This window comes from Fodinibius sp. Rm-B-1B1-1, assembly GCF_038594945.1.
Taxonomy (GTDB): Bacteria; Bacteroidota; Rhodothermia; order Balneolales; family Balneolaceae; genus Fodinibius; species Fodinibius alkaliphilus.
The window spans coordinates 264,495-284,322 of record NZ_JBCFYD010000002.1 but is presented as its reverse complement, the minus strand read 5'-3'; the positions used below and the strand labels follow the sequence as shown (position 1 = coordinate 284,322).

General features: G+C 41.6%; 19 protein-coding genes and 1 other RNA gene. 13 read left to right on the top strand and 7 right to left on the bottom strand.

The window, feature by feature from the left end:
• Nucleotides 1–142 precede the first annotated feature (142 nt).
• Entirely contained in the window at nucleotides 143–505 is a 363-nt protein-coding gene (locus AAFH98_RS08540) for a response regulator (protein ID WP_342522283.1), read from the bottom strand.
• A 225-nt stretch (nucleotides 506–730) separates the two neighbouring features.
• On the opposite strand from AAFH98_RS08540, the gene AAFH98_RS08535 reads away from it, so the two are divergent.
• From AAFH98_RS08535 to AAFH98_RS08520, 4 genes are all read left to right on the top strand, one after another.
• Complete coding sequence (locus AAFH98_RS08535) at nucleotides 731–1,456, top strand: hypothetical protein (protein WP_342522282.1); 726 nt, start codon at nucleotides 731–733, stop codon at nucleotides 1,454–1,456.
• 180 nt (nucleotides 1,457–1,636) lie between these two features.
• Nucleotides 1,637–2,101, top strand: a complete 465-nt coding sequence (locus AAFH98_RS08530; RefSeq protein WP_342522281.1) for an NfeD family protein — start codon at nucleotides 1,637–1,639, stop codon at nucleotides 2,099–2,101.
• A gap of 148 nt (nucleotides 2,102–2,249) precedes the next feature.
• Nucleotides 2,250–3,194, top strand: coding sequence for an SPFH domain-containing protein (locus tag AAFH98_RS08525; RefSeq protein WP_342522280.1), 945 nt, complete (start codon nucleotides 2,250–2,252; stop codon nucleotides 3,192–3,194).
• Nucleotides 3,191–4,132 carry an SPFH domain-containing protein gene (locus AAFH98_RS08520; RefSeq protein ID WP_342522279.1) on the top strand — a complete coding sequence of 314 codons (942 nt, stop codon included), beginning with the start codon at nucleotides 3,191–3,193 and terminating at the stop codon, nucleotides 4,130–4,132. Before AAFH98_RS08525 ends, AAFH98_RS08520 begins: the two co-directional genes overlap by 4 nt.
• A 138-nt stretch (nucleotides 4,133–4,270) precedes the next feature.
• Here AAFH98_RS08520 and AAFH98_RS08515 read toward each other — a convergent pair whose 3' ends face one another.
• Nucleotides 4,271–4,702, bottom strand: a complete 432-nt coding sequence (locus AAFH98_RS08515) for an SRPBCC family protein (RefSeq protein ID WP_342522278.1) — start codon at nucleotides 4,700–4,702, stop codon at nucleotides 4,271–4,273.
• A gap of 195 nt (nucleotides 4,703–4,897) precedes the next feature.
• Nucleotides 4,898–5,227, bottom strand: a complete 330-nt coding sequence (locus tag AAFH98_RS08510; protein WP_342522277.1) for an ArsR/SmtB family transcription factor — start codon at nucleotides 5,225–5,227, stop codon at nucleotides 4,898–4,900.
• 192 nt (nucleotides 5,228–5,419) lie between these two features.
• Between AAFH98_RS08510 and AAFH98_RS08505 the strand changes: the two genes are divergently transcribed.
• Nucleotides 5,420–6,067: a 2OG-Fe(II) oxygenase gene (locus AAFH98_RS08505; RefSeq protein ID WP_342522276.1), complete on the top strand. Its 648-nt coding sequence runs from the start codon at nucleotides 5,420–5,422 to the stop codon at nucleotides 6,065–6,067.
• Here the strand turns inward: AAFH98_RS08505 and AAFH98_RS08500 are convergent.
• Nucleotides 6,064–7,086 (bottom strand): TIGR00341 family protein, encoded by a 1,023-nt coding sequence (locus tag AAFH98_RS08500; RefSeq protein ID WP_342522275.1) that lies wholly within the window; start codon nucleotides 7,084–7,086, stop codon nucleotides 6,064–6,066. The two genes, AAFH98_RS08505 and AAFH98_RS08500, sit on opposite strands and share 4 nt — an antisense overlap.
• 383 nt (nucleotides 7,087–7,469) lie before the next feature.
• Nucleotides 7,470–7,836: a transfer-messenger RNA gene (gene ssrA, locus AAFH98_RS08495) on the bottom strand.
• 168 nt (nucleotides 7,837–8,004) lie between these two features.
• On the opposite strand from ssrA, the gene AAFH98_RS08490 reads away from it, so the two are divergent.
• On the top strand, nucleotides 8,005–8,526 hold the full coding sequence (locus AAFH98_RS08490; protein WP_342522274.1) for a hypothetical protein: 522 nt from the start codon (nucleotides 8,005–8,007) through the stop codon (nucleotides 8,524–8,526).
• Here the strand turns inward: AAFH98_RS08490 and AAFH98_RS08485 are convergent.
• Nucleotides 8,523–11,111 carry a bifunctional aspartate kinase/diaminopimelate decarboxylase gene (locus AAFH98_RS08485; protein WP_342522273.1) on the bottom strand — a complete coding sequence of 863 codons (2,589 nt, stop codon included), beginning with the start codon at nucleotides 11,109–11,111 and terminating at the stop codon, nucleotides 8,523–8,525. The two genes, AAFH98_RS08490 and AAFH98_RS08485, sit on opposite strands and share 4 nt — an antisense overlap.
• Before the next feature lie 330 nt (nucleotides 11,112–11,441).
• Here AAFH98_RS08485 and AAFH98_RS08480 point away from each other — a divergent pair, with 330 nt between their 5' ends.
• From AAFH98_RS08480 to AAFH98_RS08450, 7 genes are all read left to right on the top strand, one after another.
• A complete protein-coding gene (locus AAFH98_RS08480) occupies nucleotides 11,442–13,709 on the top strand; it encodes a TonB-dependent receptor (RefSeq protein ID WP_342522272.1) in 2,268 nt (755 codons plus the stop codon).
• A 3-nt stretch (nucleotides 13,710–13,712) separates the two neighbouring features.
• The gene (locus AAFH98_RS08475) at nucleotides 13,713–14,597 is read left to right on the top strand and encodes a DUF4249 family protein (protein WP_342522271.1); all 885 of its coding nucleotides are present in this window, start codon (nucleotides 13,713–13,715) and stop codon (nucleotides 14,595–14,597) included.
• 8 nt (nucleotides 14,598–14,605) lie between these two features.
• Nucleotides 14,606–15,289: a DUF4159 domain-containing protein gene (locus AAFH98_RS08470; protein WP_342522270.1), complete on the top strand. Its 684-nt coding sequence runs from the start codon at nucleotides 14,606–14,608 to the stop codon at nucleotides 15,287–15,289.
• Between the two features lie 137 nt (nucleotides 15,290–15,426).
• On the top strand, nucleotides 15,427–15,870 hold the full coding sequence (rpiB, locus tag AAFH98_RS08465) for a ribose 5-phosphate isomerase B (RefSeq protein ID WP_342522269.1): 444 nt from the start codon (nucleotides 15,427–15,429) through the stop codon (nucleotides 15,868–15,870).
• Between the two features lie 4 nt (nucleotides 15,871–15,874).
• On the top strand, nucleotides 15,875–17,173 hold the full coding sequence (locus AAFH98_RS08460) for a serine hydroxymethyltransferase (protein ID WP_342522268.1): 1,299 nt from the start codon (nucleotides 15,875–15,877) through the stop codon (nucleotides 17,171–17,173).
• Nucleotides 17,174–17,193: 20 nt separating this feature from the next.
• Nucleotides 17,194–18,036: a twin-arginine translocase subunit TatC gene (gene tatC / locus AAFH98_RS08455; RefSeq protein WP_342522267.1), complete on the top strand. Its 843-nt coding sequence runs from the start codon at nucleotides 17,194–17,196 to the stop codon at nucleotides 18,034–18,036.
• Between the two features lie 137 nt (nucleotides 18,037–18,173).
• Entirely contained in the window at nucleotides 18,174–18,737 is a 564-nt protein-coding gene (locus tag AAFH98_RS08450; RefSeq protein ID WP_342522266.1) for an FKBP-type peptidyl-prolyl cis-trans isomerase, read from the top strand.
• Between the two features lie 13 nt (nucleotides 18,738–18,750).
• Here AAFH98_RS08450 and alr read toward each other — a convergent pair whose 3' ends face one another.
• On the bottom strand, nucleotides 18,751–19,815 hold the full coding sequence (gene alr / locus AAFH98_RS08445) for an alanine racemase (protein ID WP_342522265.1): 1,065 nt from the start codon (nucleotides 19,813–19,815) through the stop codon (nucleotides 18,751–18,753).
• Nucleotides 19,816–19,828: the final 13 nt, after the last annotated feature.

Genomic DNA, 19,828 nt, shown 5'->3' with positions numbered 1-19,828 from the left:
CGAAATACTTTTCTTGATTAGAGTTCAATCAGTTATAAAACGAACAAGCATTTTTTGTTCCATAGCTTAGAACGCTTTGAGCATTTCTCCTAAAACAGTCCATACCCCCCATGAACCTTTCCTTGCTATATAATTACATCAATTAAGAAGCCACCTTAAATGACTTACTTAAATCAGATTGGGTTATTGGCTTCGATAAAAAGTCGAGATATTTAGTACTCTCCATCTTTTTTTGATGAGCCAGATCAGTATTGCCCGATATATATATCACGGGCATTGATACCTTCTCCTGAATTTTTTGTATAGCTTCAATGCCATCAATCGCTCCCTTTAAGCGAATATCCATTAAAATCAGATCTGGATGTTGCCCCAATGCCACATCGATGGCATCCTGTCCTGTAGATACTTTACCTAATACCTCATGACCAAGATTTTTCACCATGCGTTCTATGAGCATAGCAATAATCATCTCATCTTCAACAATTAATACTTTCTTTGATTTCATATAAGCCGTCTTCTAAAATAATTTCTTGAATCATCTATTTGGAATTCAAGAGTGCTTTACTCTTCCTTTGTTACAAAACAGACTCCCCTTTAAGCAAGAAGTTCCATTAATATTTATTAATACTTTTTGCGATAAAATATGTAGGGAACACCTCCGGCTGATCTGAATACAAAGTAGCTAAACAAATAAATAATTATCCCAAACTAATTATCACGAAGTCGCATCATGAAGTCTTTTAAACAATTATCATCCTATTTATTAATAATCGCCCTATTTGTAGCTACCATTAGCTGCGATACCTCCGATTCTAATTCCGGCGGTGAACAGCAGGTAACCGTTAAAATGAAGATAGACAACTCAAATAATTCATCCGCCAAACAGTTTTCCTATTCTCCTACCACACAATCAGTCGACTCATTAACAGAAGTAAAACTACTGGTAGAAGAACTTGAGCTGGAAAGTACCGCTGATGACGATTCACTCGATTTCGAAGTTGATGACTTGGTCGTCAACCTACCACTCGATGGTAGTGAGTTTAACTTAACATCTGGGAATGTACCCGCTGGCGTATATGATGAGTTTGAAATGGAAATTGAACACGACGATGATACCAATGTTAATGATCCGGATTTCATAAATGAATCAGGAGATGAGGACGATGGATATACCGTCGTAATTAAAGGCATCTATAATGGTGAGGAATTTACCTACCAATCTGATGAAGATTTCGAAATCGAACTGGAATTCAATCCTCCGTTCGAAATAAATGACGACTCCTCCCCTTCTATTGCCATTAATATTGATCCATCCGGCTGGTTTACAGATTCTTCGGGCAACGATTTAGATCCCAACGATCCAGCTAATTATGAACAAATTAAAGAAAACATTGAAAATTCATTTGACGTCGAACAAGATGACGATGGTGATAACGACGACGATAATGACGATTAAGTAACCATATATTTTTAGGGTTATCTATTACCATCGTTAGGGCAATTCCCATACAGGGGATTGCCCATTTTTTTGTAACTGAAGAACATTTAAAAAATTACTTTTCTTTTCTAAATCACGGTTTGTCTCAATTCAAATTTTAGCTATAATGCAAAAAAATTAAAGCTAAATATTATTGAGATGGATGCGGAGACTCTCACCACCATTTTCTTTATCGGTGGTATTGTATTAATGATCATTGAAACCTTAATTCCGGGAGGCGTATCATTTTTCCTGGGCGTAAGTGGGCTTTTTGTTGGAACTTTACGTTGGCTTGGGATTTTGGAAGATCCTGCCACCTCTATTATTACCTGGCTTTTTACATCGGTCGCTCTCATTTTGGCTATGCGGCCTTTGTTAATGAAATATTGGGGAGGCGAAAGCAGCTATAAACTGGCCAATGAAGATGTGGAAGCCATGGATCAAATTGTAGATGTCGTTGATGAGGTCAATCCCAATGACAATTCTGGGCGTATCCGTTTTCAAGGGATTTCCTGGCAAGCACGAACACTGGAAGGAAAGATTCCCGCAGGGACAAAAGCCAAAATACGCTACCGGGATAATGTGACCTGGATCGTTGAACCTATCGACGAAATTGAAGAATGAGCTCAATTATCCATGGGGAATCCATGGACTAAACCTTTATGAAAAAAGCTCTCTTAAAGCGAGCTCCAAGAATTTTCTTGGCCTGCTGATTCATCATCAGGCCAAAAACCAAGCAAATACTTATTTATAACTTTAAAATATAATCATCATGTGGACGACCATACTCATTATTATAGCCTTGGGCCTCTTCATCTTTACAAAAGTGTTTATCATTGTAGAGATGCGAGAAGAAGTTATCCAAGAGCGACTCGGAAAATACATTAAGACTCTTAAACCCGGCCTGCACTTTTTAATTCCTTTTGTGGATCGGGCAGCTTATCGCCAAGAAATGCGCGAGCAAGTCATTGATGTGCCCAGTCAAACTTGTATCACCAAAGACAATATTGAAGTTGAAGTCGATGGACTTGTTTATGTCAAAGTAATGGACGCCTATAAAGCCAGCTATGGCATTGGCAATTACAAGTTAGCAGCCATTAACCTGGCGCAAACTACTATGCGAAGTGAAATTGGTAAAATTACGCTGGATGATACGTTTTCTGAGCGCGAACAGATGAATGAAAATATTGTCCGCGAAATTGATAAGGCCTCCGATCCATGGGGTATTAAAGTGCTACGATACGAAATTCGTAATATTCGTCCCTCGGATAATTTAATTCACACACTCGAAAAACAGATGGAGGCCGAACGCGATAAACGCGCCGAAATTACGACCTCTACCGGTACCCGTGATTATAAAATCAATGAATCACAGGGAGAGCGACAGGAAGCTATTCTACTTTCTGAGGCTCAACGACAAAAGCGAATCAATGAAGCTAAAGGAAAAGCCAAAGAGATTGAACTCATTGCCAAGGCCACTTCCAAAGGCATAAAACGCGTATCCCAAGCCATTGCTAAACCGGGAGGAGATCTGGCTGTTAAAACACAACTTATTGAGCAGTTTATTGATCAACTGGGTAATGTGATCGAACGATCAAATGTATCAGTACTGCCAACAGAAACAGCAAACCTTAAAACCTTTTTTGAAGGCGTCGGTAAAGTAAGCGACAGTACACAACCAACTTCATCAAACACTACAACGGGGGCCCAACAATGATAGAACCAATTAGTCAAGGTGTACTTGGACTTTTAAGTATTTACATACTTTTTAAATTTATTCAGTCGATTCAACTTGTACCCACTCAACGGGCTTATATTGTTGAGCGACTTGGCAATTATCACAAAACACTCGGCCCCGGCTTTCATGCGCTCGTCCCCTTTTTCGACAAGGTTAAATATAAGCAGGATCTGCGGGAAGAAACGATCGAGGTTGAACCACAGGAATGTTTTACTAAAGATAATGTAAAAGTCGAAGTTGATGGCGTGATTTATCTGGCCGTAATTGATCCCGTAAATGCCAGCTATGGCGTCACCAACTATCGTTTTGCAGCCGTTCAGCTGGCTCAGACCACTACGCGTTCCATTATTGGTACGATGGACTTGGATGATACCTTCGAAGATCGTGCAATCATCAACAAAGAGGTTGTTGATGTACTTAGCGAAATGGAACAAGCATGGGGCATTCGCGTGCTGCGATATGAGATTAAAAACATCTATACACCTAAAACCATCCAGAACGCAATGGAACGACAGATGACGGCCGAACGCGAACGTCGCGCGACTATTGCGAAATCGGAAGGAATTATGCAGTCGACCATTAATGATGCTGAAGGTGAAAAAGAGGAAATCATTAACAAATCGGAAGGTGAAATGCAGCGGCAGATTAATGAAGCTGAAGGGGTAGCCCAGGAAATTGAGTCTATCGCAGAAGCTACGGCTATTTCTATTGAAGAAATTGCCGATGCATTATCCCAGGAAAAAGGAAAAGAAGCCATGCAGATGCGTTTGGCCGAGCAATATATTAGTCAGCTTTCTAAACTTGCCAGCGACAAAAATGATGTCATCATTCCTAAAGACGTCACCAATTATGATTCCATCATGAGTGGTCTTTCTCTGGATAAAATATCCATTGTTCCAGAAAAAGAAACAGAGTAACAATAATTATCTATCGCGATTTAAAAAGCCCAATCCTATCTTGGACTGGGCTTTTTATTTTTTATTGTTTTTCTCCAATTGAAACAGCACGCCATTTATGAACTATCTTCTCTATCTACCCTCACGGCTTATTACAGATTATCCCACAACAACTTGATCCAAATTTTCAAGGATTGCCGTCCAACCCTGCGTATGTTTTTCGGCAATCTCTTTACTTGGCATAAACTCATGATGGAGCTTCACTTCCGTGCCCCCACCTACCTGACTTAAAGTGATTGTCACCACCGTATCCGTAACAAGATGAGAGTTCCACGTAAACACGATCTTTTTATTTGGAACAATCTCTTTGTAAACCCCTTTGTGTGGATAGGTATCATCGGGACCATGCATATCTACCTTAAAACTCCCTCCTTCTTGGGGATTATTTTCTATTGAAGCCGACCAACCATTTTCGGTCGAAGCAAAAAACCACTGTTCCATAATTTTTTGATTAGTTAATGCTTCAAAAAGAGTCTCCGGATCAGCATCAATAATACGCTTTACTGTTAGTGTTGATTCATCCTTTGCCATAATAAGCACCCATTATTTGTAGTTACAGGTTTATTAAGATTTTCAAGCAGTTCATTCTATCCTTTCTCGTGCCCTTCCATTTCACCTCCTGATATAAATTAATGACCCAAAACGATCATTGAGTTTGGCTTTCTTTAAAAATTTCTTTGACAGAAACATCAATTACCCGTTCAACAAGTGTTTTTCTCTTATACTTTATCCATCTTTTCCGTCTTTAGTTTTGTTTTCATCAAGAAATTGCTCCAATTCATCGAACCGATCCTCCCAAAATTTGCGATATGTTTTAATTAGGTCTGATACCTCGGTTAGTGGCTCGTAATTCATCCGACACAAATAACTACGCCCCTCCTTTCTTTTCACAATCAAATCAGCACGCTCAAGCACCTTCAAATGTTTTGATACTGCCGCTAACGACATTTCATACGGCTTGGCAATCTCATTAACCGACCGTTCTTGATCAGCCAAGCGCAACAAAATATCACGCCGTGTGCTATCCGCTAAAGCATGTAATGTTGAATCAAGCATTTTATCCAACTATTAATATTAAACCGTTCGGTTAAATATAAGAAGAAAAACCAAATATTCAACCTATTGGTTAAATATTTTTATAAGATGTTTGGCCTTAACATGATTGCAAAAGATATTCTAAATAAATTTTAAGGGTTTCGTTTTGGGATTGTGTGTATCTTCTTACCTCTTAACCAAACACATATGACTATGAAATCAACAGAAGTAACAAAGTACCACTCCGATGAAAAATGGAATACATGGATGAGCCAATTGGCCACCGACGACTACTTGGTAGTCGATAATTTCATTTCGGATCATCTTTTTGAAAAGGTTCAGTGCTATTTTCAAGAAAGGCTTGATGAAAGTAAATTCTCTAAAGCTGCTATCGGATCGGACAAAAACCGGCAAGTTGAATCTTCGGTCCGTGGTGACTTTATTTATTGGCTCGATCGTCGGCAAGATTCAGCAGTAAATGAACTTTTTATCTTGTTTGATGAGGTAATGGCAAACCTGAGACAACAATTATTCTTGAGCCTCTCAGATTACGAGTTTCACTTTGCCCTGTATCCGCCCAACACTCATTATGATAAGCACGTTGATCAATTTCATGGCAAGGCCAATCGCGTTATTTCTATGCTGATCTATCTCAATGAAAACTGGCAACCAGGTAACGGCGGGGAATTAAAAATATACCAAGCTGATGGGACAGAATCCCTTATAGAGCCTTGTGCAAAAAGACTGGTCATGTTTAAAAGTGATACCGTTCCCCACGAAGTACTGCTCACTCAGATCCCCCGGAAAAGTATCACCGGTTGGATGCTCCACAAACCGGCATCTGTAGGACAGTTTGTTTAAAGTGGATTCAGCGACAAATTCCAATACCAGATAATAATTGCCAGAATCACCAACAACGCTACCCATATTCCAATAGCGGTACGGGTAGCTTTTTTAGCTTTCTCAACCTCCCACCAGCTTCGAGGCTGTATACCTTGGACAAGAAATGTAACGATCCCTGCAAGGTTGATACATATTAAATTAGTTATCGTTAAAATAATTGATCCAACTGCCAGTCCGGTATGTCCTGCCCCCAGTAACAATCCCACATTAACCAGCGGAGGCAACAGGGCTACAGCTACCATTACCCCTACAATGGCTGCCGGTACCCCACGTGTATAAGCAAGCACTCCTGCACTTCCGGCTGCCAAGGCAATGGTTATATCTCCAATATTCACATTCGTCTTATTTATAATTTGCTGGGACTCTAAATCAACATTCATAATAACTCCCATTACAATGGCCAACGCAAGCGATACTCCTAACCCAATGGCATTGGTCTTTAACGCTTTCCATCCCAAATCGAGGTCACCTAACGTTACTGATAATGCCATAGCTACATTGGGGCCCAACAAGGGAGCAATCACCATGGCACCAATAATAACGGCCACATCTCCCCTAACAAGACCTACCCCAGCTACAAGGGTCGATAACAAGACCAACCCAATATATACTATGTTTAACTCTCCACCTCCTGAGACATCAGTATAAAGCTCTTCCCTACTAATGCGGCCGGCAGATTTCTTTTCTGACGCTTCCTCTTCTTGATCATCTGACTCTTCTTCACTCTCTTGGGGCTGGGGTAGCGTAGCCTGTACTTCAAAGAGCATGATTCTGAATCCATCAACATGAGAAAACTTCTCCGTTAATGTATCAGATAGTGCTTCAATTCTATTCACATCCACCAGCACACGTAGAATTGAACATCCATCTTCCAAGGTATCTGTCCAGACGCCAAGTACATTTTGGTCTTCCACAATTTTTCGCGCCTCTTTAGCTGTATCAGGTGGAGCAATTAGCTCCAGCATGCGATAGCTCATTACCGATAATATTTATAGTTAATGATGTTATGATGTAGGGTATAAAGGAAGGGATAAAGAATGAAGAATAGCAACTATAAATTCACTATGGTAAAGTTTATCCCTACGACTGTTAAATCTCCCTGAATTATAAAACTCTGACTAAAGATATGAATGCCATCAAACATACATTGCAAAAAAAATTAATCAGATAAACTACAACAGTGAGTTTATCAAAAAAGGGATTAAATCAACAATTTATGTGTTTTCGGGACAAGTTATATATCATATTTAGAACATAATTTTTAACCGATCGAATAGAAATAAACAATCTTTCAGCTTGTATTGGTTGCAAAATATCCCCAAAATAAAAAAGTCTAACCCTATTACAGGTTAGACTTGGGAAGTGGAGGTGCGGGGAATCGAACCCCGGTCCGAAATGGTATATCGTTCAAGCATCTACATGCATAGTTGCCGTTTATCATTCGCCTGAAGCATCGCCCGGCAACAGGCAACTTCAGACTAGACTGTTAAAGTTTTACGTACGTCCGACAGTCAGCAGGCCGTACGCTATCCTGTCATAATCGGCGCTCCATTCAGCACTGACAGGCAAGAAGCTGAAGGAACGGCTTAGCTGCGTTACGCAGCTAAGCTATAAGAATAGTTGTTGTCAACTACATTTAATTGCATGATGATTATTTACGAGATCATCGCAAAATCTCGGCATGCAGCCTGCGATTCTACTCACTCCGTCGAATCCATTACACCCCCAAAATGTGAAAGAACTATAGGTTACAATAAACGCTTTTCTTGTCTTTTTATTGTATTACCATAACATTTCAAACGCCCGTAAAATTCATGGTATTTTCCTCCAAAGTCAATCATTGGACAAACTTTATTTCATATTGATTTATGTCGTAAAGTTATATAATCTAATTAATGACTGATGATAATATTATACTTCCTGATATGATGAAAGTATGCCACTCTATATTCTTTTTTGCTCTCCTTTTAGCAGGTAGTGGCTGTGATATAGGCGGAGAGGCGAACTATATCTCTCCCCCTTCGATGGATGTAAGTATTAGTTATGTTGATGAGCAAGGAAAAGATGTACTGAATCCCGAATATTTCTCGGTTTTTAACATTTATTATCTGCAAAAAAATGAAGAAACAGAAGCATTTGAATTAGTTGAGGTAGAAAATAATCAATACTCGTTTTATACCGATGAGGAATCCGATCGCTATGCCCTTCGTATATTTCCCAACCGAGAGTTTATTGACGGAGAATCCCGGACCATCATCGAAAATCATCGCGATGATTTTGATACGCTGCGAGTGCAAGGATATAACGAGGGCCGTGGGTCCGTTGCCGAACGTATTTGGTATAATGATGAATTGGTCTGGGAAACTGCACCGAATCCCCCGCGCCGTTACTTTGTAATCATTAAAACCGACTTTTAGTTAAGCACGTATTCTTCTGCCGGTGCCCGTAGATTATAATTCGAGCTCATCACCTTACCATACGCACCAGTATTTGCAACCAAGATAACATCGCCCTCCTCAGAACTTGGAAACAACCGGTCGATACCCAATTTATCACCCGATTCACAAATAGGGCCAACGATATTTACCGTTTGGTTGGCAGGATGATCGAGCTTAGATAAATTAACTATGGTATGCCGGGCCCCATAAAGAGCGGGGCGAATAAACGAATTCATTCCCGTTTCGATACCTACATACTGCATCTCCCCTTTTCCTTTTAGCTGCGTTACCTTACTTAACAACACCCCGGCGGTAGCCACCAAAAACCGGCCCGGTTCTACCCACAGATCATACTGTGGATGTGCTTCTTTAAATTGATTCAGTGATTCGTTCACAGATTTCATATCCAATCCGGCCTGTGTCTCATTTTCCCTGATTCCAAATCCTCCTCCCAAATCAAGAATATCAACGCCTCCAAGATCTTCAGCTACATTATGCAAAATAACAGCTACATCTTTCCACGACTGTGGGTCTTTAATGCCACTCCCAATATGAGCATGTAACCCTTTCACCTGAATATTATGAGTCGCAATAAGTTCTTTTAGTTCCGGAATTTCAAAGCGTGGTATTCCAAATTTGGATTGTACCCCTCCGGTTTTAACGTGCTCATGATGACCACCTCCATGTCCGGGGTCTATCCGTAAAAATACCTCTTTATCCTTAAATATTTTAGGCCACTTCTGCAGTGGATAAATATTATCAAGCGTAACATTTACCCCCAGCTCCATACCTTTCTCATACTCCGACTTCGGCGCAAAGTTCGGGGTAAACAATATTTTTTGAGGATCAAAATCAGGAAATAATTCAAAAACCTTCTCTACCTCTCCTATTGATACGCACTCGAATCCAAAACCTAATTCGTGAAACGTTTTTAAAATATCTGTATTGGCATTTGCTTTCATCGCATAAAGCCCAAACGATACAGCATCAATATTTTGGATAAGCTCTGCATACCGTTTCACCGTGTCGGTATCATAAATATACATAGATCCGTTACCCTCCATAAGAGTCAGCAATTCCCCCCGCTTATCTTTCCACCATGCTTCACCGTCATCCTTCGACTCACTTTCTTCATTCATTAACTGAGACCAAGTGGGACCAAATGACTTTTGGTTTCCAGACTGTAATATCACCTGCTCGTGTAGCTTGCGAACCAGTCGGTCAACTTGTTCACTTTCAACCACAAATGTAAAGTTGAGATCATTTGCAGCTTGGCTAACCAAGTACACTTGGTGCTCTTGAAATGCTTCAAAAGCTGACCCTAACTGATGTAAAATAGTTCTAATACGACGTCCCAGTAAACTTACTGCTGACACATCCTCAATAACTTCTACCGCGCAGTAACGCCTCAGATCCTCCACAAATTCATCCCGGATATCCTGGAAGTGATCATTTAACCCCGGATCAAGAGAAACCGTAACATTTGACTGGGAAGTTGAAACCAAATCAATGGATAACCCAAAATGCTTGAATACATCAAAGGCATCAGCCAAAAAACCAACCTCTTGCCACATACCCAGCGATTCCATGCTCACCAAGATCACATCACTGCGCACAGCAATAGCTTTCACTAATGCTTCATCCTCCGATGCCTCAGCAGAGATAACAGTACCCGATAGTTCTGGTTTTTGTGTACAACGTACATGAATTGGGATTTGGTGTTTACGCGCCGGCATTATACTCCGCGGATGCAATACGTGAGCACCATTTGTTGCAATTTCTTGCGCCTCTTCGTAACTAAGGTGATTTAAAAGTCGCGCCGAAGGTACGGCATGGGGATTCACCGAAAACATGCCCGGCACATCCGTCCATATCTCTAAGCGTTCTGCGCCAATTTTTGCAGCAAAATAGGCTGCCGATACATCCGATCCACCGCGGCCCAGAACAACTGTTTTATCTTCGGAATCACTCCCGATAAATCCCTGGGTGACAATAACTGGACCTGCCTTGTCTAAGGCATCAGCGGTATTTTGGTCATAATCAGTCGTACTTACCGCTGAAATGATCTGAGAACGCTCGGTAGTATTTTTTCGGATAATCGTTTTGATATAATTTCTCGCATCCAGCCATAGTGCTTCATCCAATTCTTTCTGCAGGTAAGCCGTACCAAGCTTCGTAGCCATCAGCTCTCCCATCGCCAACAGACGGGCATGAACACGGTATCCCGCTTCTCCAATAAGTTCAATACCCTTTACAATATGTCCCAACTCTTCAAAATCATTTGCAAGCAAATCAACAGTATCAATGCCAAGCGTTTTTCCTAAATCGATATGCTTTTGTTTTACCTGCTCAACTTTTTGCATCAAATCATTTTCGTCGGGCTGTTCAACAATATCCTGAAGAATATTCGATACCCCACTCAAGGCCGAATGGACTAAACATACTTTAAACCCTTCCTCCCTGCGTTTTCTTACTACAGAAACAATTTTTTGCCAGTTCTCCAACGTTGAAACACTTGTACCACCAAATTTTAACACAACCCAACCAGAACGTTCCTCGGACATCGTTATCTATCTTTCTTTTCAGTAAATATTTATGAAACAGCTGAAGATAAGAATCTTCATGACCGTTTTAATAAAAAATCAGTTAAAAAGCTTAAAGTTTTATTGATATGCCATATCATAAAAAACTCTCTACATATTAACTACACAAGTTTGGCATATTCGGGAGTATGGCCAATGATACCAATAAGATCGAGATTCTGAGACCTGAATAATTTTTCACACCTACATTTTCTTTTAATAAAATTTTAACGCCTCTCCCCTTTGCCATCCGATGCAAAACTATTAATTTCTTCATTCATCAATTAATGACCTCCTGCGAAAGATCTTACCTTGAAATATTTCTCATTTGCTGTTCTCATTTTTATCCTTATCCCCATCACCGTTTGGGGGCAACAATCGGCTTCTATTAACGGGTATATTTCGGATTCCAAGACAGGCGAAACCTTAATATCGGCAAACGTAGCACTTAAAGACAGTCGCAAGGGTACCTCTTCGAACACATCAGGGTATTTTTCTCTCCAAGGTATTGATCCCGGCACCTACACTGTTATTGCGACCTATGTGGGGTATCAGCAGTATGAGCAGGAGATTTCCCTTGATCCAGGGCAAAACCTGCGGCTTGATATTAAGCTTCAGCCTCAGGGAGTTCAACTTGAGGAAGTAGTCGTAGAATCAAAGCGGGAGCAAGAAGAGCAACGAGATATTGGTATTGCACAGCTTCAAACCCAACTTATTAACGACCTCCCCTCGGTCGGACAAACCGATGTTTTTCGATCCCTACAGCTACTGCCCGGTGTCAAAGCAGCATCTGATTTTTCCAGCGGACTCTATATTCGTGGCGGAAGTCCCGATCAAACGCTGATTCTGCTCGACAGAACTACAGTTTATAACCCCTCCCACTTTTTTGGCTTCTTTTCAACTTTCAATCCCGATGCCGTAAAAGATGTACGACTCTATAAAGGGGGATATCCCGCTCAATATGGGGGACGTCTCGGATCGGTGCTCACTATCTTTAATAAAGATGGAAATCGAAACGAATTTCAGGGGTCGGTCACCATGGGATTGCTTTCGTCACGCGCTTCTGTAGAAGGACCTTTCGCCAACGAAAACGGCTCTTACATGTTTGCCGTGCGCCGGTCAACGCTTGAACCGGCCCTTGCTATACTACAAAGTACCTCCGAAAATATCCCCGAAAGCTTTTACTTTTTAGATTTAAATGGGAAACTAAACTATAATGCCGGGCCTAATGATAAAATCTCACTTGCCTTTTATACCGGCTCAGATAACCTCAAATTTCCTTTTGCTACGGATGCCGGTATTGACCTGAACTACGGGAATCAAACCCTTAGTTCAACGTGGACGCATATCTTTTCGGATAAGGTTTTCTCAAACTTTACTTTGACCGGATCGCGCTATTTCAACTATCCGTCAATAAATTTGGCCTCTACCCCCATCGACCGCTCCAACAATATTTATGATTTTTCCCTGAAAGGTGATATCGAATACTTACCTAACAATGATCACGAAATTTCATCTGGTTTCTGGATTGGCAACCTAACCCTGAAATTGCAAGACCAATTTGACGGCGAAGATACGTTTAGCTCTCGCATTCAAACCCAATATGGCTCGCTATACCTCCAAGACAAATGGAGCATCAATGATCAATGGATTGTCACCCCCGGACTGCGCTTGGAGGGGTTCACTGAAGGCCAATACGCGCGGTTGGAACCCCGCATGTCGCTGGAATACCGCCCTACCGATCGGGTTCGCCTGCAAGCCGCCTACGGACGGTATAACCAGTTTTTAACCTTAATATCCAACGAAGCATTTTCTGGTTTTGATGTATGGCTTACTACAGATGACGGCGTACCGCCGGCCTATGGTGATCAATATGTACTGGGAGCTAAAACTATTCCCTGGGAGGGGTATGGATTGGATTTAGAATTATATTACCGGTCTATGAATGACCTTTTTGAACTCGACCCCTTTCTTCCTGATCAAGCGGGCCTACCCTATGAGGAAATATTCCGATTTGGCGATGGATACGCATACGGTGCTGAGCTGTTTTTTGAACGACAAATCGGGCGGCTTACCGGCTTTGCGGGCTATACCTTTAGCGTAACGAGACGCAAATTCCCCAACTTTAACGATTCAATTTTAGACCAAGGCACAGCACGATATTATCCCCCAAAATACGACCGTATACACGACCTGAACATCGTTCTGCAATACGATATTAGCAACCGCTGGGCAACAACGGTAAGCTTCAATTATGCTACAGGTCAAGCATATACCAAACCATTGGGCAGAACGACCGCTTTTGATGTGCCTACATCCGGCCTTAGCTTTGACCAGCTGATCGTTGGGCGCGTCAATGCTTCTCGGCTCCCAGATTACAACCGACTCGATATCAGCTTTAGTCGACAGGGAACCTTTTTTGGGATCGGTGAAGCCGAATGGCAATTCCAGGTTATTAATGCTTATTCTCGGCGCAATGTCTGGTTTTACAATTACAACTTAGAAGAAAATCCCGCCGAGCGAGAAGCGATAACCCTTCTCCCCATTTTACCAACCCTTTCATACACTGTGGAATTTTAGGCTATGGATAAATTTATCATTCTTATAACCGTTTTGTTAACTACACTCTCGGGCTGTGAGCTCTATGAACAAGATGAGTATGAAGAGTATTATGTAGTAGAATCGTATCTGGTTGCAAATGGTAACCTGCAACAAGTACGTGTTTCAACAACCAGTCCGATTGAAGAATCCTATAGCTTTGAAAACAATACCGTATCCGGGGCCTCTGTTGAAATCCAAAAACTAAATCCTGATAGCACTGTTGCCGAACGATATCAATATATACAGGAGCAACCAGGAATCTATATCCCAACTGATAGTATAACAATACAGGCCGCACAACTATATCGCCTTTCAGTCACTACCCAAAACGGCAGAGAAGTTACTTCTACCACTTATGTACCCGGAAACTTTGAAACAATCAATGAATTAGAACCCCGCTATGTGTACCAAAGTCCTGAACAGGTAGAACTGACAACGACTCCCAGTTCCTATATTACCGATCGTCAAACCTACTTTGTCTTTACGGTAAATGCATTAGATCCCAGTACCAATGCCCTTACACCTTTCTATGCCGACCAAGTTGATGATGAAGATACGGACATAGAGGAATTCTATATTAACTCATCTGGCATCGTTAATGAAGGAAATTTTGAAATTAACGAGGATGGCACTATTACACTCCGGTTACCCTGGATTGGGGTTGCATTTTACGGTCCCAACAATATTATCACCAATGCAATTGATGATAATTTATATGATTTTCTTCGATCACATGGTACACAAGCTGGCGGTACTACACTTTCTCCCGGAGAAATTCAAAATATCCGTTATAATGTAAATGGCGGTATTGGTGTTTTTGGAAGTATGTCCAGCGATACCAATGGAACTTTTATTGCTCGACCATAACTCATTTTATGATACGTCAATCTCTCATTATTTTTGTGCTTCTGTTGCTCTTGGCTATCAGTTTCTCATGGCCGGCTGCAGCTCAAGACACTAACTCATTTAACCTTGCCCGCATAAAATACAGTGGCGGCGGAGACTGGTATAATAATCCATCATCCCTACGAAATTTAGCCGAATTTGCTCGCCAACACGTTCCCATCGCCATCAATCCAGAGTATGATGATGTAGAAGTTGGCAGCCCCGACTTATTTGATTATCCTTTTGCATTTTTAACTGGTCATGGCAATATCACATTGAATCAGGCCGAAGCCTCCAACCTTCGAGACTACTTACACAATGGTGGATTTTTGTATGTGGATGATGATTACGGCCTTGATGAACATTTTAGGGAAGTAATCCAACAAGTATTTCCTAACGAGAAACTGGTTGAACTACCCTTTGCTCACCCCATATATCACCAGGTATTTTCTTTTGATGAAGGTTTGCCAAAAATTCATGAACACGATGGAAAACCTCCCCAGGGATTTGGCATTTTCTTAGACGGCAGACTGGCCCTGTTTTACACGTATGAAACCAATTTGGGGGATGGCTGGGCCAATCCCGATATTCACAATGATCCCGCAGCAATTCGAGAACAAGCACTTCAAATGGGCACAAACATCCTGATCTATGCCCTGACGCAAGGACAATAAGACAATCAACCAGTATCTAAAACGATCTCCTTTTTTGCCTACATCCTGATCCTACTTAATCTATACCATCCCTTTTTAATAAGGCGTAATTTACGGATATTTAACCAACGCAAATTACAAGTAAATTTCATGTTATTATGATCATCCCAATAGCCAGCGACCATGCCGGTTTTGATGCTAAAGAAAAAGTGAAGACTTTGCTCGAAGAAATGGGGCACATGCCGGTAGATTTTGGGACACACTCTGATGAATCTGTTGATTATCCTGACTATGCCGTACAAGTCGCCGAAAAAGTTGATGCAGGCGAACATGATAAAGGTATTCTTGTTTGTGGAAGTGGTCAGGGGATGTGCATGACAGCCAACAAATATCAAAATGTGCGCGCCGCTCTTGTCTACGATGATAATTCAGCCAAGATGACTCGACAGCACAACAATGCCAATATTTTGTGTCTGCCCGGACGCCAACTGAGTGATAAAAATCTTAAAAAAGTGGTCCAAATCTGGCTCGATACCGAGTTTGATGGAGGCCGCCATGAACGCCGTGTTAACAAAATCCATGATTTAACCGATAAAAAATAATCCTATGCAATCTCTATCTGATCGAGACTCAGAAATTTTTGAGCTCTTAGCTGAGGAAAAAGAACGCCAAAATGATAATTTAGAACTGATCGCCTCCGAAAACTTCGCTTCCAAAGCTGTTATGGAGGCCATGGGCTCTACGCTTACTAATAAATATGCCGAAGGCCTGCCCGGCAAGCGATATTATGGCGGTTGTGAAGTAGTAGATAAGGTAGAAGAACTTGCCCGGGAACGAGCAAAAAAACTCTTTGGCGCTTCGTGGGTTAATGTGCAACCTCACTCCGGTGCTCAAGCTAATGCCGCTGTGTATCTCACGTTCATGGAACCCGGCGAAACCCTATTGGGACTTAACTTATCACACGGCGGACACCTTACCCATGGATCCCCGGTTAACTTCTCTGGTATTTTATACAACTCCGAATTTTATGGTGTAGACAAAGAAACCGGTCGTATTGATCTCGAAGAGGTCCGAAAGAAAGCCAAAGAAGTTCAGCCTAAACTTATTTCAATCGGAGCTTCGGCTTATCCCCGTGACTTTAATTACAAAGCATTCCGCGAAATTGCCGATGAAGTCGGCGCATATCTTTGGATGGATATGGCACACACTGCCGGGCTGATTGCAGCCGGATTACTAAATAATCCCCTACCCTACTGTCACGTCGTAACAACGACCACGCATAAAACACTGCGCGGACCTCGGGGCGGCATGATTTTGCTTGGTGAAGATGGGGAAAATACGCTTGGCGTTACGGCACGCAAATCTGGACGAACTAAGAATTGGAGTGAAATTCTTGATTCCGGCGTCTTTCCCGGTACCCAAGGTGGACCACTCATGCATGTGATAGCATCCAAAGCAGTTTCGTTCAAAGAAGCACTGAAAGATGATTTCAAAGACTACCAGCAAAACGTAAAGGCCAATGCTCAGGCCTTGGCTGACTCGTTCCTTAACATGGATTACGACCTTGTTAGCGGTGGTACAGACAACCATTTAATTCTTATTGATCTCCGCAATAAGGGACTAACTGGAAAAGTAGCAGAACAGGCGCTTGAAAAAGCCAATATCACGCTAAATAAAAACATGGTACCCTTTGATACTGAAAGTCCGTTTGTTACTTCCGGCATTCGTATTGGGTCACCGGCAATGACCACCCGCGGATTAGGTACTGATGAGTTTCGCAAAATTGCTGAACTTATCGACAGAGTTCTCCAAAACCCCGAAGAAGAATCAACCATTAACAACGTTAAAAAAGAGGTTTCAGAACTCTGTAATGACTTTCCTCTTTATGATTTTGTAACCGCGTAGTAAGTTCCTAACCCACTTCCATGAACCAAGAACGTCAAATAATGACTGGGGATCTGCCCGAAGCCAAAAAGCCTGAAGATCGAACTTCCAATATGTCGTTTTTAGACCACTTGGAAGAACTACGCTGGCGCCTTATTAAAGGATTAGCCGGAATAGCCCTGGGCATCACTATAGCCTTCTTTTTTGGCGATTTTCTTGTCGATAAGGTTATGCTTGGCCCTACTAAATCTGACTTTTTTGTCTATCAGCTTCTTGGTATCGAGGCCATTGATCTCACCATCCAAAGCCGAAAACTACCGGGGCAGTTTTTCACCTATTGGGGTACGCTCATTGTCTTTGGAGCCATTCTGGGATCTCCCATATTCTTTTACCAAATATGGTCGTTTATTGAGCCCGCTATGGAAAAATCGGAGAAGTGGAAGTCAGTAGGACATACTGCATTTATCACCTTCTTTTTCTTGTTAGGCGTTGCTTTTGGATACTTTATCCTGGTACCCTTTGCACTCCAGTTTTTTAGTCAATTCCAAATTTCTGATGCCATCCATAACGATTTTGATATCAATGAGTATTTTAGCTCATTAACCATGTGGGTAATATCATGTGGAATCATATTTCAACTGCCGGTATTAAGTTACTTCTTCTCAAAATTCGGATTACTTACGCCCGAATTCTTAGTACAGTACCGACGCCATGCCATCATCATGTGCTTTATTCTATCGGCATTTTTGACGCCCCCCGATCCCGTTTCTCAAGTACTTATTGCAGTACCACTGGTATTGCTTTTCCAACTTTCGGTATGGATCAGCAAATTAGGGGTACGTAAACGCAACAAAGAGCTGGAACAAGCGTTTAGTGATGGGTGATGGGAAAGTTTTTGTTTTCCTGTGCACTCGAAATACGTTACCTTTAGCAGTAATTAAAAATCAGCATAATCAGCTGTTGCCAATTATGTTACTATTGGCATCGTGAATAAAATTCGATTTCAATCTTTATCTAATCAATGAATTTTTTTAGCAAATCTCCCCTTCTGTTTTTCGCCTTATTATTATCTACAACATTGGCTTTTCAGGCGTGTAATGATAACAACAATCGTCGCCCTACCGGACCTGATTTTAGCACCGTCCCGGAATCTTACGATCTATCCAATGCTGATACAACCTATACGAAAGAAGGCGGCGTTGAAATATATGTCATTGAAAAAGGAGATTGTCCCGGCGGTATAGAAGAGTACTGTACCGTAACATCTCGTGACCAGATTGGCTTAAAATATACTGGCCGAATTTTTGAAGGTGGATCAGGAGATGGAGAAATTTTTGAGAGCACCTATGCCGACAGCAATACCTCTTCGGCTCTTATTAGCAACTTAACACCAAATTCCACCTCCCAGCAATCAGCACAAATTGAAGGGTTTCGTCGTGGATTATTGGGGATGAAGCAAAACGAAAAACGAGTCATCATTGTCCCTCCTTCCCTTGGATATAATGACAACCGTCCGGGTGTCAATGGAATGGATTTACGAGATGAAACCTTACGGTATGACGTTGAACTAACCGGTATTCAATAAAGCCTCTTGTATATCATAAAATATACTCACGGGGAATCTTGGTATTGACACTGGTCAAAATTTCATAAGCAATAGTATCTATTTTTGATGCCCAATCCCAGGCATCACTATCTGAATAAAAAAGATCTACACGCGTACCTGGCTTAAATTGGTCTTTTCCTAAAAAGACCATGGAATAGTTCATTGTGACCTTTCCTACCAGTGGATACCGGGAGCCATTAATTTGAATTTGCACATTTCCTGAAAGACCTCTTTTTAATCCATCATCATAACCAACCGGTATAATTCCTAAATAACCGTCCATCGGGGCCTTCCAGGTTGCCCCATAACTAACTGGCGTATTAGCAACAATCGATTTTATTTGTACCAGCCTGGTCTTCCACTGCATAATGGGGGCAAGCCCTTCTATCGAAGTTTCTCCCGGTGGGTATCCATATAAACCAATACCAAGCCGAACCATGTCAAAAGAATTGTTGCTATAAAATGCCGACGCACCGGTGTTGGCAACATGGGTCGTTAATTCGGATGGAAAATAACCTATCACCTGTTCAAACAACTTTTGCTGTTCGCTTACAAAATTTGACCCGGGCTGATCAGCAGTTGCAAAGTGACTGTAAATACCCGTGCAAAAAAGATTATCGTAATCTTTTACAATCTTTGAAATACGCTGAGCCTCCTCAGGCCGAAATCCCATCCGTCCCATGCCGGTATCAAAATTAAGATGATACGACGTGCCATTCGGCAACCAATCGAAATGTTCCTGAGCACTTATTGTAGCCGTCAAGTTATGAACTCGATATTGTGTGGCTGTGGACTTCTCAGGGACCTCAAAAACAAGGATTGGTTTAGCAACGCCTTGCTTACGAAGCTGAATACCCTCATTCAAATCATTCACAGCAAAAGCGTCAACCTCCGGCTCCAGGGTACTGGCAACCTCAACAGCTCCATGACCATATCCATCTGCTTTGACAACAGCCATCACCTCTGTGTCAGCATCCAGATTTGATAACAATACCTGAAGGTTATTTTTCAGCTTGGATAAATCAACCTCTACTATCGAATTTGTTTTTTTAATCATGAAAGCCGTGTAC

Excerpts from the sequence above, each read along its gene's own strand:
- AAFH98_RS08540 (WP_342522283.1), bottom strand. The coding sequence starts at position 505 with ATGAAATCAAAGAAAGTATTAATTGTTGAAGATGAGATGATTATTGCT.
- AAFH98_RS08535 (WP_342522282.1), top strand. The coding sequence starts at position 731 with ATGAAGTCTTTTAAACAATTATCATCCTATTTATTAATAATCGCCCTA.
- AAFH98_RS08530 (WP_342522281.1), top strand. The coding sequence starts at position 1,637 with ATGGATGCGGAGACTCTCACCACCATTTTCTTTATCGGTGGTATTGTA.
- AAFH98_RS08525 (WP_342522280.1), top strand. The coding sequence starts at position 2,250 with ATGTGGACGACCATACTCATTATTATAGCCTTGGGCCTCTTCATCTTT.
- AAFH98_RS08520 (WP_342522279.1), top strand. The coding sequence starts at position 3,191 with ATGATAGAACCAATTAGTCAAGGTGTACTTGGACTTTTAAGTATTTAC.
- AAFH98_RS08515 (WP_342522278.1), bottom strand. The coding sequence starts at position 4,702 with ATGGCAAAGGATGAATCAACACTAACAGTAAAGCGTATTATTGATGCT.
- AAFH98_RS08510 (WP_342522277.1), bottom strand. The coding sequence starts at position 5,227 with ATGCTTGATTCAACATTACATGCTTTAGCGGATAGCACACGGCGTGAT.
- AAFH98_RS08505 (WP_342522276.1), top strand. The coding sequence starts at position 5,420 with ATGAAATCAACAGAAGTAACAAAGTACCACTCCGATGAAAAATGGAAT.
- AAFH98_RS08500 (WP_342522275.1), bottom strand. The coding sequence starts at position 7,086 with ATGAGCTATCGCATGCTGGAGCTAATTGCTCCACCTGATACAGCTAAA.
- AAFH98_RS08490 (WP_342522274.1), top strand. The coding sequence starts at position 8,005 with ATGACTGATGATAATATTATACTTCCTGATATGATGAAAGTATGCCAC.
- AAFH98_RS08485 (WP_342522273.1), bottom strand. The coding sequence starts at position 11,111 with ATGTCCGAGGAACGTTCTGGTTGGGTTGTGTTAAAATTTGGTGGTACA.
- AAFH98_RS08475 (WP_342522271.1), top strand. The coding sequence starts at position 13,713 with ATGGATAAATTTATCATTCTTATAACCGTTTTGTTAACTACACTCTCG.
- AAFH98_RS08470 (WP_342522270.1), top strand. The coding sequence starts at position 14,606 with ATGATACGTCAATCTCTCATTATTTTTGTGCTTCTGTTGCTCTTGGCT.
- rpiB (WP_342522269.1), top strand. The coding sequence starts at position 15,427 with ATGATCATCCCAATAGCCAGCGACCATGCCGGTTTTGATGCTAAAGAA.
- AAFH98_RS08460 (WP_342522268.1), top strand. The coding sequence starts at position 15,875 with ATGCAATCTCTATCTGATCGAGACTCAGAAATTTTTGAGCTCTTAGCT.
- tatC (WP_342522267.1), top strand. The coding sequence starts at position 17,194 with ATGAACCAAGAACGTCAAATAATGACTGGGGATCTGCCCGAAGCCAAA.
- AAFH98_RS08450 (WP_342522266.1), top strand. The coding sequence starts at position 18,174 with ATGAATTTTTTTAGCAAATCTCCCCTTCTGTTTTTCGCCTTATTATTA.
- alr (WP_342522265.1), bottom strand. The coding sequence starts at position 19,815 with ATGATTAAAAAAACAAATTCGATAGTAGAGGTTGATTTATCCAAGCTG.